This is a genomic window from Photobacterium andalusiense (genome assembly GCF_900185625.1).
Taxonomy (GTDB): Bacteria; Pseudomonadota; Gammaproteobacteria; order Enterobacterales; family Vibrionaceae; genus Photobacterium; species Photobacterium aquimaris.
Genome location: NZ_FYAJ01000002.1, coordinates 348485 through 366464 on the forward strand (window position 1 = coordinate 348485; position 17980 = coordinate 366464).

General features: G+C 36.2%; 19 protein-coding genes. 12 read left to right on the forward strand and 7 right to left on the reverse strand.

The genetic code is table 11. From position 1 onward, the window contains the following. Nucleotides 1–90 precede the first annotated feature (90 nt). The 6 genes from vxrA to PAND9192_RS07120 all read left to right on the forward strand — a co-directional run bounded on the left by vxrA (nt 91) and on the right by PAND9192_RS07120 (nt 5365). Nucleotides 91–1530: a sensor histidine kinase VxrA gene (gene vxrA, locus PAND9192_RS07095; RefSeq protein WP_087853170.1), complete on the forward strand. Its 1440-nt coding sequence runs from the start codon at nt 91–93 to the stop codon at nt 1528–1530. Further along, the gene (locus PAND9192_RS07100; RefSeq protein WP_087853171.1) at nt 1505–2164 is read left to right on the forward strand and encodes a response regulator transcription factor; all 660 of its coding nucleotides are present in this window, start codon (nt 1505–1507) and stop codon (nt 2162–2164) included. Before vxrA ends, PAND9192_RS07100 begins: the two co-directional genes overlap by 26 nt. 18 nt (nt 2165–2182) lie before the next feature. Next, entirely contained in the window at nt 2183–3067 is an 885-nt protein-coding gene (locus PAND9192_RS07105; protein WP_087853172.1) for a DUF2861 family protein, read from the forward strand. Nucleotides 3068–3208: 141 nt separating this feature from the next. Then, the gene (locus tag PAND9192_RS07110; protein WP_306341504.1) at nt 3209–4408 is read left to right on the forward strand and encodes an NnrS family protein; all 1200 of its coding nucleotides are present in this window, start codon (nt 3209–3211) and stop codon (nt 4406–4408) included. An 84-nt stretch (nt 4409–4492) separates the two neighbouring features. Next, nucleotides 4493–4678 (forward strand): YoaH family protein, encoded by a 186-nt coding sequence (locus PAND9192_RS07115; protein ID WP_087820188.1) that lies wholly within the window; start codon nt 4493–4495, stop codon nt 4676–4678. A 159-nt stretch (nt 4679–4837) separates the two neighbouring features. Then, nucleotides 4838–5365: an HD domain-containing protein gene (locus PAND9192_RS07120; RefSeq protein ID WP_087853174.1), complete on the forward strand. Its 528-nt coding sequence runs from the start codon at nt 4838–4840 to the stop codon at nt 5363–5365. A 79-nt stretch (nt 5366–5444) separates the two neighbouring features. On the opposite strand, the gene nadE is transcribed toward PAND9192_RS07120, so the two are convergent. Next, a complete protein-coding gene (gene nadE, locus PAND9192_RS07125; protein ID WP_087853175.1) occupies nt 5445–6281 on the reverse strand; it encodes an NAD(+) synthase in 837 nt (278 codons plus the stop codon). Nucleotides 6282–6524: 243 nt separating this feature from the next. On the opposite strand from nadE, the gene PAND9192_RS07130 reads away from it, so the two are divergent. Together PAND9192_RS07130 and PAND9192_RS07135 are read left to right on the forward strand one after the other, a co-directional pair. Beyond that, a complete protein-coding gene (locus PAND9192_RS07130; protein ID WP_087853176.1) occupies nt 6525–7067 on the forward strand; it encodes a nicotinate-nicotinamide nucleotide adenylyltransferase in 543 nt (180 codons plus the stop codon). Nucleotides 7068–7070: 3 nt separating this feature from the next. Continuing rightward, nucleotides 7071–7610, forward strand: coding sequence for a hypothetical protein (locus PAND9192_RS07135; protein WP_087853177.1), 540 nt, complete (start codon nt 7071–7073; stop codon nt 7608–7610). A 74-nt stretch (nt 7611–7684) separates the two neighbouring features. Here PAND9192_RS07135 and PAND9192_RS07140 read toward each other — a convergent pair whose 3' ends face one another. Next, entirely contained in the window at nt 7685–8362 is a 678-nt protein-coding gene (locus PAND9192_RS07140; RefSeq protein ID WP_087853178.1) for an AraC family ligand binding domain-containing protein, read from the reverse strand. 261 nt (nt 8363–8623) lie between these two features. On the opposite strand from PAND9192_RS07140, the gene PAND9192_RS07145 reads away from it, so the two are divergent. Beyond that, nucleotides 8624–9739, forward strand: coding sequence for a 1-acyl-sn-glycerol-3-phosphate acyltransferase (locus PAND9192_RS07145; protein ID WP_087853179.1), 1116 nt, complete (start codon nt 8624–8626; stop codon nt 9737–9739). A gap of 104 nt (nt 9740–9843) precedes the next feature. Here PAND9192_RS07145 and PAND9192_RS07150 read toward each other — a convergent pair whose 3' ends face one another. Beyond that, nucleotides 9844–10767, reverse strand: a complete 924-nt coding sequence (locus PAND9192_RS07150; RefSeq protein ID WP_087853180.1) for a LysR family transcriptional regulator — start codon at nt 10765–10767, stop codon at nt 9844–9846. Between the two features lie 237 nt (nt 10768–11004). On the opposite strand from PAND9192_RS07150, the gene chrA reads away from it, so the two are divergent. Together chrA and PAND9192_RS07160 are read left to right on the forward strand one after the other, a co-directional pair. Then, on the forward strand, nt 11005–12153 hold the full coding sequence (gene chrA / locus PAND9192_RS07155) for a chromate efflux transporter (RefSeq protein ID WP_087853181.1): 1149 nt from the start codon (nt 11005–11007) through the stop codon (nt 12151–12153). Nucleotides 12154–12316: 163 nt separating this feature from the next. Beyond that, nucleotides 12317–12616 carry a hypothetical protein gene (locus PAND9192_RS07160; protein WP_087853182.1) on the forward strand — a complete coding sequence of 100 codons (300 nt, stop codon included), beginning with the start codon at nt 12317–12319 and terminating at the stop codon, nt 12614–12616. A gap of 42 nt (nt 12617–12658) precedes the next feature. On the opposite strand, the gene PAND9192_RS07165 is transcribed toward PAND9192_RS07160, so the two are convergent. Beyond that, nucleotides 12659–13204 (reverse strand): YceB family lipoprotein, encoded by a 546-nt coding sequence (locus PAND9192_RS07165; protein ID WP_087820198.1) that lies wholly within the window; start codon nt 13202–13204, stop codon nt 12659–12661. Nucleotides 13205–13270: 66 nt separating this feature from the next. Beyond that, nucleotides 13271–14149, reverse strand: coding sequence for an RNA polymerase sigma factor RpoS (gene rpoS, locus PAND9192_RS07170; RefSeq protein WP_087853183.1), 879 nt, complete (start codon nt 14147–14149; stop codon nt 13271–13273). 461 nt (nt 14150–14610) lie between these two features. Here rpoS and PAND9192_RS07175 point away from each other — a divergent pair, with 461 nt between their 5' ends. Beyond that, nucleotides 14611–15855 carry an Nramp family divalent metal transporter gene (locus PAND9192_RS07175; protein WP_087853184.1) on the forward strand — a complete coding sequence of 415 codons (1245 nt, stop codon included), beginning with the start codon at nt 14611–14613 and terminating at the stop codon, nt 15853–15855. A 50-nt stretch (nt 15856–15905) separates the two neighbouring features. Here PAND9192_RS07175 and PAND9192_RS07180 read toward each other — a convergent pair whose 3' ends face one another. After that, nucleotides 15906–16172 carry a hypothetical protein gene (locus tag PAND9192_RS07180; RefSeq protein WP_087853185.1) on the reverse strand — a complete coding sequence of 89 codons (267 nt, stop codon included), beginning with the start codon at nt 16170–16172 and terminating at the stop codon, nt 15906–15908. Nucleotides 16173–16302: 130 nt separating this feature from the next. Next, a complete protein-coding gene (locus PAND9192_RS07185; RefSeq protein WP_087853186.1) occupies nt 16303–17751 on the reverse strand; it encodes a tyrosine-type recombinase/integrase in 1449 nt (482 codons plus the stop codon). Between the last annotated feature and the right edge of the window lie 229 nt (nt 17752–17980).

Sequence of the window (17980 nt, forward strand, 5' to 3'; positions counted from 1 at the left end):
GATATATTCAATTAAATGTTCTATATTCATATGGTTATCGCGCTGACATTTTTTTGACAAAACACTGTTCTATAATGTTAAACTAAAAGTATGAAAACGTATGTACTAGTCTTTTTTTTATTATTTTCTGCAGCATCATTTGCAGAAGCTCAAACATTTCCAGAACGGTTAAATGCTGCTCGTTCTGATATATTAAAACGTAAGCCTTTAGCAACATACGATTTTCGTAAACTTCAGAGCTTATATCCAGGGCGACTGTTAGTCCCTGAAACATTATTACCACAAACTGGTGAATATCCACTAAATGCATTGCGTCAGCTCTACCATAATTCGATAACGTGTAAAGGACCGTGGCCATTATCGCCATTAGTTACTCAACCTGTTGTATTTACACGTGCTATGTGCTTTAAAACAAAATTACCATCAAGTTGGTTTGTACGTTCAGGATATATTCATCCTGGTGGTGGTAGTTATGCCTACCGTTATATTCAGAAACATCCGGATATGGCGATAAAATATAGTAAATATTTACATATAAAAGAACGACCAATTGCTGCAGCAACAACGATTTTAGGACGCTTGCAGCGAATGAATAATGATGAGATTCATGCGTTTATTTCTGGTGCACAATTTTTTATCTCAAATGGTGAATTGTGGGTTCGCAACGATAATGAATACCGTGTCTTTGGCCAAGTAACATGGTCTAAAATGCTTAATCGTTATCAGTTACATTTTAAACGCTTAGATCAAAATGATTTTTGTCTTGCCAAAAATGGTAATATTTGTTGGCGTGAAGATAATAAGTCGCATGTAACCTATTATTTATTAATAGGCTTACTGGTGATGAATGCTGGGTTATTGTTGAGTTGGAGTATTTACCGCTTCAGGATCCGCCGTCGTACGATGGAAGAACGGATGTTAGTGTTACAAATTCTAACCCATGAATTACGTACTCCAATTGCCAGTTTAGCAATGACAGTTGAAGGTTTTAGACGTCATTTTGATGAGTTACCGGAAGGTTTATACGACGAGTTTCGTCGTTTAACAGAAGATTCGCGACGGTTGCGTCAGTTAGCCGAAGCGAGTAAAGATTATTTACAAGCGAACCAACAACAGTTAAGTGTTCAAGAAGTTGAATCGCTGAATGAATGGTTAGGTTATATAGCAGAAAAGTACGATGTTATACTGAACTTAGGTGAAGATAGAAGTGTGCTGGTTAATATTTATTGGCTAGGAACTTGTCTTGATAACTTATTATCTAATGCTCATAAGTATGGTGTAGCACCAGTTAGTTTATCGTCATCGTATAAGAATGGGACTTTAAAGCTAGTTGTTCAAGATGAAGGGCAATTAGGCGCAAAAGACTGGTCTCGCTTAAGAAAGCCTTTTGTTAGTTCTCAAGGTTTAGGCTTGGGTTTAACAATTGTTGAATCGATGATTAATAGAATGGGGGGCCGAATGAAACTCATTGGTCCACCAACAACGTTTATTTTGGAGATACCGTGTGAATCAAACTCTGCTACTGGTTGAAGATGACCGTAACCTTGCTGATGGTTTACTCGATTGCTTAAGGCAAGCCGGATACAACTGTTTATACGCTGATTGTGCCACTAAAGTCGAAGCATTGTGGAAAGATGCAGATCTTGTTGTACTCGATCGCCAATTACCGGAAGGTGATTCACTCGACTACTTGTCAGGTTGGTTAAAAAAGAAACACGTGCCAGTTATTTTATTAACAGCAATGGTTTCCATTAACGATAAAGTGATTGGGTTAGACTCAGGAGCAAAAGATTATTTAACCAAGCCATTTGCGGAAGAAGAACTATTAGCTCGCGTTCGAGTACACCTGCGTGGCGAAGATGGCGATATGGCAGCGATTAATATCATCGCTGTCGGTAATATTCGTATTAACCAAGAAAGCCGTGAAGTTTTTCATGGCAGTGAAAGCGTGACGTTAACACGTACTGAATTTGAATTATTAGTCTTCTTAGCAAAAAATGCCGGTCGTGTGTTTACCCGTGATGAGCTATTAGATCAAGTTTGGGGCTACAATCACTATCCAACAACACGTACAGTTGATACTCATATTCTGCAATTGCGTCAAAAACTGCCTGATATTGAGATAGAGACATTACGTGGTGTCGGATACCGAATGAAGCCATAACGCTTAGGTCTATATTCCATGAGAATAAAAAAGCAAACACGCTGGCTTATGGGGTTATTGTTAATGCACTCGATGTTATTTCCTTCGAGTGCGTTTGCATCGTCTGATTGGTTTATCTCAAAAGATCTTTATACGATGGCGCATAAAGAACTGCTCGAAGATGATACGGATGCTGTTTTTCAGACGATCATCCAAGCATGGCAACAATCACCTAATAGCGTTCAAGCTGACAATCTCGATCAGTTACTTAATTTAGCCATTAGTGAAGACTGTGGTCATAGTCTTGAGCGTAAAGTATTACCAACTTGGTTACCTAAATTATCTATTGAACGTCAAGTTGAGCAAAATCTTAATCAACAACTATTAAAAATTTCTGTCGTAGGCTTAACTCGAACTGATATTACTAATATTAGTTTGACCAAATGGCCAAATAAGCCGTTATTGAAAGGTGCGCCTTTTATCGATGATGGTGGTTATTTTTCAGTGGAAACACAACGGTTAGATGAGCCAGTATCTGCTGGGTTATATAAGCTCTCTATCACCGCAGAAAATGAGCCGCCTTGGGTTGGATGGATTGTGCTAAATTCTCCTGTTGAAAAACAAGAAATTAGTTGGAAAGACAGTAAAACCTGGCGAATTGATAATATTGAAAAAAATAGTGGTAACTGTCCGTCGCCGACATTAAGTATTAAATTATATGATCTTAATGATACAACATGGCATGCTATCTGGAGTCAAGATTCAGACTCAAATTGGCCGACAACATTACCCAAATTAAACCTTCCAGAAGGGCGTTATTGGTTAAGTGTTGGTGTTGTAAAAACACGATGGCAAGGTGAAATTTCAATCTTAGATATTCAACGGATCACGCGGCCTGTTGATTATGTCGGTGATGATGATTAATTATAGTTAGAATGATATGGCCATTACATTAGTGTGATGGCCATTTTTTTTATCTAAAATTCAAGAAGATAAAGCTAAAATTAGGAAAAGTAGTAATAGCTCTGTAAACATGTATAATTAATGCATGTTTATAAGGGGTGTATGATGCAAATTATCGATCGCGCGCAAGAAGAAAAAATCCCACCTATATTTAGACTTGCTTTTCGGCCATTTTTTATCGGAGCAGCCGTTTATGCTGTTGTTTCAATAGCATTATGGGGTTTGCTTTGGGCGGGTACTCCTCAAATAAGTCAGTTTATGTATAGTAATCCTTTGTGGTGGCATACTCATGAAATGCTATTTGGATTTGCTGGCGCAGTGATTGTGGGGTTTCTACTGACAGCAGTGCAGACATGGACTGGCCAAACTGGGGGGAAGGGGACAAAGCTAGCCATTTTATTTAGCCTATGGTTAATTGCGCGGTTAGGACTAATGTTTGCGACGCCGAGTTATCTGTGGATGGTTATTGATTGTGCTTGGATTGTTATGGCGATGATATTTTTAGCAATACCAATCATCAAAGTTAAGCAATGGCGTAATATGTTTTTTATTCCAGTACTGCTTATGTTTACATTGCTCAACATAAAATATCATTTGATGGTACTTAAGGTGATCCCATTTAATTTACAAGCAACGGCGTTAGCAACATTGACGATCATTGCTGCAGTAGTGCTTATTGTTGGCGGTAGAGTGATTCCATTTTTTACTTCACGAGCAACCCAAACAGCGCCAATTACTCGTATACCATTGTTAGAATATGCCGCCTTAATACCGATTTGGATAGTGTTAATCTTCACTCTTTTACCGGTAACTATTGCTCCATCTTTGCTAGCTGCAACTTACCTTATTGCTGCGGTGACTAATTTAGTACGCATGTGTCGTTGGCGTAGTCACAAAACCTTAGCGATACCTTTGTTATGGTCGCTACATGGGGCTTATTTATCAATGATAATCGGTTTTGCGTGGCTAGGGGGAAGCTATGTAAATAGCACGATGAGTCCAACGGTAGGTATTCACTTTATCGCTATTGGTGGTATTGGCTCTATGATACTTGCAATGATGGCACGTGTTTCATTAGGACACACAGGGCGCAAATTACAAACAGGAAAGTGGATGGTGGTTGCTTTTATAAGTTTATTTGCTTCATTGCTTGCGAGAACAATATTAGTACTTGTTATACCTGTTGCCGTCGTTAATACGTATGTTATCTCTGCTATTTTATGGATAGTGGCATTCATAATTTTTACGGTAGTGTATTTTCCAATACTGACTCAAGCTCGTGCAGACGGCCATCCTGGCTAATTAGCGTTCAGCGAGGATAAACAGTGACATTGTTTGACATTACTTCTAGAATACCTATCCGTTTACGAAGTTAAGAAGAATGATATGTATAATCACACGCCGACATTAACGCATTCAGAGCAACAAGAAGCTGCTGATCGCATTCATGATCTTATGTCTAAAGGTATCAGTAGCGGTGAAGCTATCATGATTGTTGCTAATGAAATTCGTGAAGCTGATATGAAGCGTCGCCAAGCTGCGGGTGAGCTTGCTGCGGATGAAGAAGAATAACCATAGTTTATCATTCGTAACTATCTAATTAATAAAAAGAGTCGTAAGGCTCTTTTTTTATTTTTGGATAATTATTATGCCAAATAAACGACTAGCATAAAGGTATGTTTTACTTCTACAATGGAAAAATAAAATAAAAAAGTACCGAGGAAGTTATAGATGAATAGTCGTTATTTAGCAGCACAAGCATTTGCCAAAAATCGTCATGGCAATCAAAAATATGGCGAGTTTCCGTATTCTGTTCATCTTGATACTGTAGCAAAGCTTGCCGAACCATTTGGTTTAGACGCAATGATTGTCGCTCAGTTACACGATATTATTGAAGATACGGATACAAGTTTTAATGAGTTAGCAGAGTGTTTTGGTTTTACTATTGCAGATGCTGTTAATTATGTTACCGATGTTAAGTTAGAAGATCGTGCTAAACGCAAATTAGAAATAAACCAACGATTAGCAGCTTTAAATATTGAAGAAGAAGCTGCTCGTTTAGCTTTGATCGTAAAAGTGTGCGATCGTTTAGCAAATGTACGTTCAAGCAGCAAGAGTTCACCGCGTCACTATAAAATGTATCAACATGAGCATCCAGCTTTTAAAGAAGCGGTATATCGCTCTGGTCTTTGTGATGATCTATGGGAAGAACTCAATGCTCTTATTATTGGTCAACCTGAAGCAATATTATGTAAGTAAGCAACTAACGAATAAAAAATAAAGGCCTAACATTTAGTTAAGCCTTTTATTTTATCTGTAACTTTATGATTTAAAAATATTAGTCAATGTCATAAATGGTCGGAATAGGTTGACGCTTATGCTGTGTAGCACGGTAAATGCTCACTAAACGATCACGTACAAAGTCATCAACGGGTTTACCTTCAAGAAAATCATCAATTTGGTCATAAGTGACTAATAATGCATCTTCGTCTGCTTTTTGTGGTGCTAATTCTTCTAAATCGGCAGTCGGTACTTTAGCAACAAGATGCTCTGGTGCACCTAATTTTGCTGCGATACTACGAATTTGGCGCTTGTTTAAGCCAAAAAGAGGCGCTAAATCACAAGCACCATCACCAAATTTAGTATAAAAGCCAGTGATGTTTTCTGCTGAATGATCAGTACCAATCACCAATCCACCTACTAAGCCTGCAATTTCATATTGTGCAATCATGCGCGCTCTTGCTTTTACATTGCCTTTTACAAAATCAACTTTAGCAGCATCAGTTGGAATTAACCCTGTGCCTTCTAATCCAAGTAACGCATTAGCATGTAAGCCATCAACGCCAGCTTTGATGTTGACACTTACCGATTGGCTAGGCTGAATAAATTGCAAAGCATGTTGAGCTTCGTCTTCATCTTGTTGTTCACCATAAGGTAGACGAACAGCAATAAACTGATAATCGTTGGTAGCAGCAGTGGCATTTAAATCGTTAATAGCAAGTTGTGCTAGACGGCCACAAGTAGTTGAATCAACACCTCCGCTAATACCGAGTACTAGAGATTTACAGCCAGATTGCTTGAGTTTTTTCTGGATGAAAGCAACACGGCGCTGAATTTCATATTCAACATCGATAGTCGGCAGCACACGCATTTCGTCACGGATAAGTTGTTCCATGGGTCATGAATCCTTAAGGCTTTTGCCCAAATATTAATCACTTAAGTTGGTATAATGGAAAAATGAGAACTCAGCCATTACACCTTTATCAAAATCATGCGATAACTCTAACTAAGGATCAATGCTCAAGCGTAAATTTCTTTAAAATAATGTTGTTTTAGCATAAAAACAGCATCATATTACTAAATTAGTTCAATAGATTGTCTTTCTAAGATGTAGCAATAGAGGTTAGCTGATTGATTTATGAAACACACACTGGCAGTTTTTGGTAGCGCATTTAACCCTCCAAGCTTAGGTCACCGTTCGGTATTAGAGCGCTTAGGTCAATTTGATAAAGTATTATTACTACCGAGTTATCAACATGCGTGGGGAAAGATCATGCTTGATTATAATGCCCGTTGTGATCTAGTGCGTGCATTTATCAGCGATATTGGTCAATCTAATCTAGAATTATCTACACTAGAGCAACAAATTGCTACTGGTGATAGTGCTGTGACAACCTTTGCTGTGATGGAAGCATTACAATTGCAATATCCTGATAGCAATATTACCTTTGTGATTGGTCCAGATAACTTTTTAAGTTTTCAGCGCTTTTATAACGCTGATGAGATCCTCAAACGGTGGCAGGTGATGGCATGTCCTGAAACGCTACCAATACGCAGTACGTTGATACGGAACGCATTAGTCAAGAAAAGTGATATTAGTCACTATACTACGCCTACAGTGGCTTCAATGCTGATTAACGACAATAGGTTTCAGTTTAACGAAGAACAACAAGGACGTTAATCTTTGCGTGTAAATAAAGTTAAAGTATACATGCTTGCTCTCGTTGGTAATTTATTTTACTCGTCATCTGTGTATGCTTTCTCTTGTGAATTTTTTCCAGCCCCGAAATCGTCAACAACGAATGATTTTTTTCAATATGATCAGTCGTTATGTGGTCAAGACACAGAGTACGATAGTATTCCATTGCTTCATTCAAGCGAACAAGTTAAGCAGTTTAGTAATTGGAAACAAGATCATGGCTATAACACCAGTGATTTTTGGAATAAATGGAGTGATAATTTTTCTGATCATCCCATTTTCACTGAATATGATGATTCAATGTACTACGGTTTAGGATTCTGGTTACCAAAAGAATATGATCATGAACAGGTTGAAGATATTGTTGATGCCGAGCAGTGGGTATTAAATCACGGTGTCCAAATGAGTATTGGTTTTGGTGAACCTAGCAGTAATAGTACCCATGTTCGATTAGATTATCGCTGGCATACTAAGAGTAATGTTGATGATGGAATATCACTACAAGTCCATGTGCCGTTTAATTAATGACTAATAAAAAACGCCCATTAGCATTAACGGACGTTGTTTTAAGTATATGTTTTAATTATTAGTTACCGCAATTAAAAAGGCTTACCTAAAATAGGTATTGCCAGCGTTTCAAGTAACACTTCCGATGTATTAAGTTGAGCGGCAATTTGTGGCAATTTTCTTCCTGAACGTATTAATTTCAACGCCTCACGTATCGTAATGCAAGATTCAAACTCTTTTATCGTCATTCCAAGTATAGGCTCGATAGCTTGAACTGCCGATTGCTCAGTCACCTTATTACCGTTAAGTAATAGTGCTAATGCATTATGATATTGTTTATTAATCGCTGGTGATAGCGATTGGGTTGATGCAGATAGGTTTGATATTTGATCTGCAATAACTTTGAGCAAACGTCCTTCAGCGCCATTCCAGTCGTGTTTTTCTGTTGGCTGCTTTTCAAGTTCAACTAATAAAGCCTCAAGCAGTGGGCTAACCACAAAGAACCCAGCATCACGACATAATGGCTGTTGTAGACGGATTGAAAAAGCAACTTTAAAAAAGCAAGTGCCAGGTAAAACCGTTAAAGCATGTAAACAATCAAAAGGAACCCAGAAGCCATGTCCTTTAGAGACAAGATGTTCATGTTTACCTAAGCGCATTAATATGCTGCCGCTGGTCACAACAATAAAATAGGCATTGTGACTTTTACGACGAGAACCGACGAAAAGAAAAGGGTGCTCGTTTTGGGAAAACTCAATAGCTTGTTTCATAATGTCTCTCTAACTCGATATCCCACACATATTCGGCTGTTTTTGTTACATCGTCAACATTGCATAGGCGACAATAATCAAAATCAGTGTATGATTGGTCGTTTTTGCATTAGAACGCACTTTTTATGATTAATTGTGGTTGAAAATTCAGCGACTCGGCGTGGTTCGGTTTCCAACCATACTCCTTATTGATTTAGGTTATTGGGTAAAGATAGTATTTACCTGTAAAATGACCCAGTTTTTTCAAGATGAAGCCTTATTGTGTGTATAGATAACGATATTTATAAAGAAATCCGCCCTTACAACGATGACGAAGTTAAAGGGGCTATCCAACGTTTGATTGATGATAAAGATTTTATCAATGCCATTTTAAAGTACCGCTTTCCTCATGCTTCTGGTATGTTTGGTTGGTTACTGATTCCGCTAATAAAACGTTTTCTTGTGAAAAAATGGTCGAATGTGACCAGTGTTAAAAATGTCCAAGATTATGTAGCTAAGTATATGCGGGCTACCATTGATCACTCTTGTAATGGTGTAACAATCACTGGATTAGATAAGCTAGATCCTAATAAAGCTTATCTCTTCGTTTCAAATCATCGTGATATCGCGATGGATCCTGCAATGGTAAATTGGTGTTTATTTAATAATAATTTCAACACGGTACGTATTGCGATTGGTGATAATTTACTTAAAAAACCATGTGCGACTGAGCTAATGCGCTTGAACAAAAGTTTTATTGTTAAACGTTCAGCAAAAGGTCCGCGTGAGCTAATGAAGTCATTAGGATTACTTTCTAGCTATATTTCTCATTCTTTAATGACGGGCAATAACATTTGGATTGCACAAAAAGAAGGGCGTGCGAAAGACGGTAATGACAAAACTGATCCTGCGATTCTAAAAATGTTCTTTATGGAAGGACGTAAGCAAAAATTACCGTTTGCTGAATTTATGAGCGGGCTTAATATTGTTCCAGTGGCAATTTCATACGAAAATGATCCTTGTGACTTGGCAAAAGCACAAGAGCTTTACCAAAAAGAAACCACGGGTACGTATGAGAAATCTGAATTTGAAGATATCGAAAGTATCGTCCAAGGTATTGTCGGTCAGAAACGTCGAATTCATATTAGCTTTGGTGATGTCATTACTGAAGCGCCTGAAACTCCTGATGAATTAGCAGCGATTATTGATAAGCAAATTACTGAAAATTATCATTTATTCCCATCAAATTATATTGCTGCTGATATTGAATCTGAGCAAGTGACAGCTGCTGAGCGTCAGTTATTTGAACAGAAATTAGCTGACCAACCACAAGGCGTACAAACGATATTACGTCGTATGTATGCGTTACCGGCGCAAAAAAAACAAGCAGTAGAATAAGACAGTTTTACTTAATAATAAACAACGCGGCTATAATAGCCGCGTTGTTGTCTTTCTTTAACTCGATATATTTAATTTAAGCGTATTGTATAAATACAAGCTGATTAGCGCATAGACGGTGGCGTTTTATAAGGTGCTTGTGCCATGCGTTCAGCCATGAAATCAATAAAGGAACGCACTTTGGGGGCTAAGTATTTCCGGCGTGGATAAACAGCATAAATAGGTAAGTCAACCGTTGTTTTCCATTCAGGGAGTAACTGTATTAACTTATTAGTTTCAATTTCATCGGTCATTAAATAAGTCGATAAATACGCAATCCCTAAACCACTTACTGCTGCATCTAATACAGCCGGTGCGTTATCTATTCGATAATTACCTCGTACTCGAATCGATTGTTGCACACCGTCACGAGAAAAAGCCCAATTGACATATTTGCGCTCACGGCTTTGGTAAGTAATACAATTATGGTTGCGTAGTTCACCTGGTGTTACTGGTTTTCCATGCAGCGCAATATAATCCGGTGAAGCAACAACGATAAATTCACAATTGGCTAATTTGCGCGCCACCATACCTTCTGGCGGGTGTTCATGAATGGCTATCCAACAATCAAAGCCTTCTTCTAATAAATTCGGACGATGATCAAATAGACTGATTTCTAATTCTAATTCAGGATTAGCTTTTTGAAATTCAGCTAAAGCAGAGGTGATATGGATATTACCAAAAGATTGTGCAATACCAATGCGTAACACACCCTTTATCTCATTACGGTAACCTGCGACCATTGCTTCCGCTTCATTGACGGTATCAACTAGTTGTTGGCCGTAATCGGCATACTGTAACCCAATTTCTGTTAAAGCGACTGTACGTGTACTGCGTTGCACGAGTTGGCAACCTAAACGTTCTTCTAAATAACGAATTTGCTTACTAACTTGAGATTTAGAGATGCCTAATCTATCTGCTGCACGAGTGAAACTTTGTTCATGGCCAACCGCAGCCAAGATAACCATTTGTTGAAGATTTTCTAGCATAAGCATTTACTCTTAGAAGAGAAAAGCAAAGTAGGGGACGATGTATATAACTTTGCTTGTTATTACAAAAGAATAACCTGCTTTCTATCATAAAGGATTATCAACGCCTTGAAAATAAAAGCCGACAACATAAGTTAATCACCATCGATAATAGTAATGATATATATCTGTACAAACGATTTTAGTAATAGTTGAACAGCCGTTAATATAATGACTTCACTTAAGGAGATGTGATTAATGTTAACGGTATTTTGGCAGTTTTTAGTGCTAGGTTTATGCAGTTTTGGTGGACCAGCAGCACATATAGGCTATTTTCAACAAGCATTTGTCGTTAAAAAGAAATGGCTCAGTAATGAAGATTTTACTCAAGCTATTGCGTTATGCCAGTTTTTACCTGGTCCTGCGAGTAGTCAACTAGGTATGTATATTGGTTATAAAAAAGCAGGCTATCGAGGTTCAGTTGCTGCATTTATTGGTTTCACCTTACCATCATTTGCATTGCTGACGTTTCTCGCTGTTGCTAATAATCAATTTAGTGGATCAACAGTCGTTAATCACATTATTACTGCTGCTAAATTATTAGCCGTCGTCGTTGTTAGCGATGCATTATGGGGGATGGCAAAGAAGAATCTTGTATCAATACCAACCATCGCAACAGCATTATTAACTGTAATATGGTTAACGTTTAGTCAGGGGTTATTTGGCCAAATTCTTCCGATTATTGTTGCCTGCATTATTGGTATCTTATGGTCATGTAAAACTCAACCGAATATCAATAAAGCGTTAATAAAACCCATTCGACCACATATTGGTTTAGTTGTGATCTTCTGTGGCTTATTAATTTTATTGCCATTAATCGCGAGTACCAACGAGAGTATTAAAATATTTTCAATTTTCTATCAAGCAGGCAGTTTTGTTTTTGGTGGTGGTCATGTTGTATTACCATTATTACAGCCAATGCTTGATGGTATGGTATCGAATAATACTTTTTTAAGTGCTTATGCTTCTGCACAATTAGTACCAGGACCAATGTTTACCATGGCCAGTTATTTAGGTGCATCAGCAATACCTCAGATGCCAATTATTGGCAGCCTAATTGCGACAATAGCGGTATTTTTACCTGGTAGTTTGCTCTTATTTGCCTTTTTGCCTGCTTGGAAAGCTTTATTTAGCCACCCTCGGTTAACTCAAGCCATAATATTGATAAATGCTTGTGTTGTTGGCCTGTTAGCTAATGCTTTAATTGATCCTGTTATTAGCAGCTCTATTAAATCAATAGCAGATGTTATTGCTGTAATTATTGGTTATATATTAATTAAGAAATATAATTGTCCTGTATGGTTATTAGCTATATTGCTATTAATATATGTGTTAATCATTAGTTGATAATAAAATCAGGGCTCTATAGCTCTGATTTTTAAACCACCTAGTGCACTATAACTTTATATTGGTTCAAACAATATTTAATCATCGATAACATATAATTATGTCAGCTTAAATTCAGTGATGCTTGTTAAAATCAGACACGGTTGAATTATATTAAATATTTATGATGAATAAAAACCAAAGGATACGCTCCAATATTACTAATTATGATGTATTGCGAGCTGTAAAATTAGAAATAAAAGCCAGTGAAGAACGCATTACTCGACGAATATATACTGCGGTTATATTATCAGTAGCCACAATCATTTTTGTTTTAATGCTCATTATTACTAGCCAAACTCCCACGACGAGAGATTATGCTGCTGATGCAATGAAACGATCTTTTGAAATGGAAAGGGCAATTAAGATAATAGATGATGCTGCGGGTACACACTATTTAGAACAGTCAAAAGCCAAACAGTAAAAAGCTCTTATAAGAAAGAGCTTTTTAATTGAATATGTAATACTACCAATCTAAAACTAATTTATGATTTTCAATCACTAACTCAGGTTTGGTTTTTTTCAATAGAGATTGCTCTAATTCATTATCATTGAGTTTGTACACAGGTTTTGTTGATAATACTTGGCTTAAAAAAGAAACAATAGGTGTTATTACCGGTTTGGTTAAGACATTATTTAATCGTTTAGGTGTAACGTCTAAAGATTCAATATTAAGATCTTTTAAGTAGATAGCACCTTGTTGTTGATTGTAATAAGGGATAGCACTGAAATTAGCTTTTATTGAAATATTTTGTGTTGGTTGTCCCATTAGCTCTAAGTCTGCGGTTGCAGTTGCTGCGACATTGACTTTATTTTTAGCGACACGACCAATACCAACTTTGATATTATCAAATTTACCCGTAGCATAAGCTAGCCCTTGAATACCCACAGAATGATTAAACTGGGTTTCTTTATTTAGGTATGATTGCATTTCATTTTCAGTTACACCGTAACTAGCACAACCTGAAAAAAACAATACAGAACCCGCAACTAATAATGATTTTAAATGCATAACGAACCTTACTATAACAAAAAAAGAGCACTTCAAGTGCTCTTCTAAATAATAGCAAACAATCTATCATGCCGTGTCAGCAAATAGAATTGAGATGTCATAATTATCTCGTTGAAGATAATTGCGTAGCTTTTTCAATGAAATAACTTGTAGTTGCCTAATTCTCTCACGTGTTAATCCTACTTCATCTGCAACTTCTTGAAGAGTTTGTGATTCATGTCCAAGCAAACCAAAACGACGACAAATAATTTCTTTATCGCGTGGAGATAGAGCATTTAAAATAGAAGAAGTTATTTGTTTTATATCGAGATCATCTAAATGACTTTCTGGCTTAACGGCTTTATCATCCGTTAAAAATACCGAAAGTGATTGTGAATTAGCATCATCATTGATTGTTTGATCATAAGATATAATGGGAGCATCATAAGATAAAAGGGTAGATATATCACTAACACTTCGATCGAGTGTTTCAGCAACATCCTCATTCTTTGGCTCTTTATTTTGAGTATTAAGCAGATGTTTATGTGTTCGTACTATCGTATTAATTTCTTTTGATACATGAACGGGTAATCGAATGGTACGGCTTTGATTGTGAATTGCACGTTCTATTGTTTGCTTGATCCACCATGTTGCATAAGTTGAAAATCGGAAACCTTTTTCGGGATCAAATTTATCAACAGCAGTAATAAGACCAATATTTCCCTCATCAATAAGATCACTTAATTGAATAGAACTACCACGGTAACGTTTGGCAATATTAACAACTAAGCGTAAATTACTTTCGATCATTACTTTTTTTGCAGTGGCATCGCCTGTCAATGCTTTACGACTATAGAGGATCTCCTCGGTTTTTGTTAAGAGTGGTTTCATAGAAATATCACGAAGATATAATTGAATCACATCGGTATCGAAATTTTGAGTCTTACTATTTTCTTCGACTTCCATATTACATCCCTCTTTCAACATCCATTTTGATATCACAATTACAATTGTGAGGTGTTATTAACAATTAATCATATTTATTATTAATGTTAAATCTTACAAAAAGATGAAGTTCATCGTAAAATCAAATAAACTTATTTTTATTAAGGATTAACACCTAGCCTTATAATGCGCTAAAGATATATAAATTATCCGTCATGACAATATCGATTTTTCGTAAAATATAAAACTCTTTAATATACTTTATTGAAAAAGGATCACATTTTATTGATATATTTCACATAATTGAATCATTAAATGATAAAATATACATTTTTATACCCTACACCTATTATTAAATTAGATATTTCCTATCAATAAGTTAACCGTCATACATGGAAATTTAACAACCATATTTGAAATCTAAATGATATTGATTATCATTTAGATGATGGGTAAAGTTGGCTCATGACAAAGGAGTCACTATGAATAAATCAACCATTGCCCTTGATATGCAACCATCACCATTTAGTTTCAAATTAAAAAAGAAATTACTTTTATTAGGTCCTGCATTTATTGCTGCTATTGGTTATATAGATCCTGGTAACTTTGCGACAAATATCGAGTCTGGTTCAGCTTTTGGCTACCAGTTACTATGGGTGGTATTGTGGGCAAACTTAATGGCGATGTTGATTCAATATTTATCAGCTAAATTAGGCATTGTTACAGGTAAAAACTTAGCGGAACATTTACGAGATTATCTTCCTAAATGGGCAATAGTACCGTATTGGATACAAGCTGAAATAATTGCCATGGCAACTGATCTTGCTGAATTTATCGGTGCAGCCGTTGGTTTTCAATTGTTATTTGGCATAAGTTTGATGGAAGGTGCTGTCATTACCGCGATAGTTACCGTTATGATATTAATGCTTAATAATAAAAGTCAAAAACCATTAGAAATTATTATTGGTACCTTATTATTATTAGTTGCCGTTGTTTATATTTTTGAGTTATTTATTGCACCGCCAGCATCTCATGAATTAGTTAAAGGGCTGATTGTTCCAACATTAAATAGTCCACACCAAATATATTTAGCTGCAGGTATTCTTGGTGCGACTGTAATGCCTCATGTTATTTATTTACATTCAGCACTATTTAAAAATACTTACGGTGAAAAAGTATCAACACGTTTACGTTCAACAAAGTATGATGTATTAATTGCAATGGTTATTGCAGGATTTGTTAATATTGCAATCGTCGCTATGGCTGCGGCAGTATTTCATTATTCAGGCCATCAAGATATAGCAGCCATAGAAACAGCCTATAAAACATTAACGCCATTAGTAGGTAAAGCAGCCTCAATTCTATTTGGTATTTCGTTAGTTGCATCAGGTTTATCGTCCACTGTTGTTGGTACAATGGCTGGTGATGTAGTGATGCAAGGCTTTGTAAAATTTACAATTCCTATGTGGTTACGTCGCTTGATTACGATGATTCCGTCATTTATTGTGATTGCTCTTGCTATCAATACCACTGAAATATTGGTAATGAGTCAAGTTGTTTTAAGCTTTGGTATTGCACTTGCAATTGTTCCATTACTTTATTTTACCAATAGTAAAAAAATCATGGGTAAATACAAAAATAATAAAATAGTCTCTGTTCTTGGTTTTATTATTATTGCTATTGTTCTTGCTCTTAATTTATATCTAAGTTATACATTGCTTGCTTAGTTTATAAACTCAAACTCCTTGTCATTAACTATACCTCGGTAATATAATAATTATCGAGGTGTTTTTTTATGGCACCTTTTTTGTTTATATAATATATTTAATGCCTTATATTCATTTTTAAGATCAGTCCTTTCCTTTTTTGATGCATTAGATAATCGCATTGTGATTGTCTTATCAAAACTAATAATACGAGCTTCTAATCCAGTACAGGGAAGTAACGCATATTGGTGTTTATATCGTTCAATGGTTAAAGCTGAACTTGATGCATGAAAACCTATAAATAAAATAATTACTAATAGTCGAATAATTATCATCATTTTAAATCCAATTGCTATTTTGGATACGATATCACGTCAGTATAAATATAAAATAATATCGTACAATAATAATGCTTATACTACAGACTACATCACAATTAATGTAATCTTAATCGAATAATGTGATCTATTAACGACCAGGTGTAACACCTTGTAATTCATCATCAGTACGACGGTCATAACGTTGAGTAGTACTAATACTGCTGTGTCCCATAAATTTACTGACTAATAATAAATCATATCCAGATCGTAATAGGTTTGTCGCCACCGAATGACGAAAATCATGGGGGGATATTTGCCGTAAAAAACCACGTTGATGAACCATTTTACAAAGATCATTTAAGGTTTGAGTCGTTAGTCGTTGTGAGGTTAGTTGCTGATAACGATTAACACCACAGAAAAAACTCGATATTTTTTGTGAATGTTTCAATCGGATCGTTAACCATTGCTCAATCGCTGAGTATAAATCACTGTTTTTGGAGAAAGGTACATGCCGTTCCTTATTACCTTTACCCATTACGCGAATTTTACATAAATACAGATCAATATCACCGATATCAAGACCAATAACTTCCGCCCGACGTAAGCCAGATTCATACATTAGCCAAAATATTGCATTGTCTCTTATCGCTTTAATCTTGTTCGATTGTGCTAAAGTTAGTGCCGATATTTGGTCAACATCAGCATAACTTAAGTAGCGACCACTTGATTGACGAGAACCTCTAGGCAGTTTTATAGCCTTAATTCGCTGAAGTGTTTCAATAGAAATCGACTCAGATAACCACGCATGATGAGCAACACCACGTAACATTCTTAGTAAATTATCTGCAGTAGCTGGAGCATAATCTTGTTTTTTATCGCTACTTTTCATCGTTAAACGTGATGATAAAAACGATTGCATGGCCGTTTGTAATACCGGTGCATAGAGTACAGTTTGCCAATCCATCCTTTCAATACAAGATCTTAAACAAAAACAACTAAATGCTTCTAACATTATCTGCGCTTGAGTGGTTAATTCAATCGTTAATGGTTGAGGTGCCGAAATAGGGGAAAGCCAACCTGAATCCAATTGTTGATCTTTATACTCATGAACAGAAAAACCACTAATGACAGATTGCCACTCAGTTAATTGAGATAATGAGATTTGTTGTTGCTGATAATAATAATCACCAATAACCAGTAGTGCTTTTTTTAAGGGATTAATATGTAAATTCTTAAGCGACCGCTGTGGATCATAAACTAAGCCTTTCATTGTTGCCTTAACTTGAGCGCGATGAATCAAAAAAGCAGCCATCGCTTGTTTAATAAGATCAGGGGTCGTCAGCAACATTAGCCAATCAATTTGATCAAAACTTGATCCTAATAAAAACCGACTAAAACGCTCTAATGTATAACGCGCATTTGCCTGACCACCAGTAGTATCGGTAGCGGCTAGAGAATAAACATAAGCTAATGCTGGATTAGATACAAAATGATCATGGTGACGGATCTGTTGGCTAAGCGCTGTTTGTTGGCGTAATGTACCAGGTCGAAGATTGCAATCGTTATGTACTAGGGAATTCGATGGGTTGATCGTCATTATTATGGGTCTTTATTCTTGATCTGCTATAAGGGATATTATATAAGACTGAGATATTAATGCTATATAATTCATATGTTTATGAAAAATAAAAGATCATACAGCGCTTGAATAAGAATAGTGATAAATAACAAAATACCCCATAATAACCATTTTTGATCAGCTATTTTGATCACCGTTATTTTTATAATTTAAGGATAATGCTATATTGTCTCTATTACTTTTAAAG